Genomic DNA, 236 nt, shown 5'->3' with positions numbered 1-236 from the left:
CAAGGTCGCGGCGGGCGTGAGGTAACTGTAATGATCGTTGAGGCGGTGGTACTCGGCGTTGCGGTCGCGGTATTCCAGGCCGAACTGCAGGCGGTGCTCGCCGCGGCCGCGGTTGCGGCCATAATCTCCATCCTGGGCAAGACGGCCACCGGCCTGCTGGCGGGCAGGATAGCCGGCCTCTCCTTCCCGGCCTCGCTGACCGCCGGCCTCACGCTCATCCCGCGTGGCGAGTTCAG

Annotated in this window: 1 protein-coding gene; it reads left to right on the top strand. The window is 68.6% G+C overall.

Features of this window, described 5'->3' with window-relative positions:
* Positions 1-30 precede the first annotated feature (30 nt).
* On the top strand, positions 31-236 hold a 206-nt coding region (locus HKX41_13545), incomplete at its 3' end, for a hypothetical protein (GenBank protein ID NNC25157.1).

It is taken from the genome of Salifodinibacter halophilus, assembly GCA_012999515.1.
GTDB classification, from domain to species: domain Bacteria; phylum Pseudomonadota; class Gammaproteobacteria; order Nevskiales; family Salinisphaeraceae; genus Salifodinibacter; species Salifodinibacter halophilus.
The sequence above is the reverse complement of the archived record's forward strand: the minus strand, read 5'-3'. Positions and strand labels throughout refer to the sequence as shown.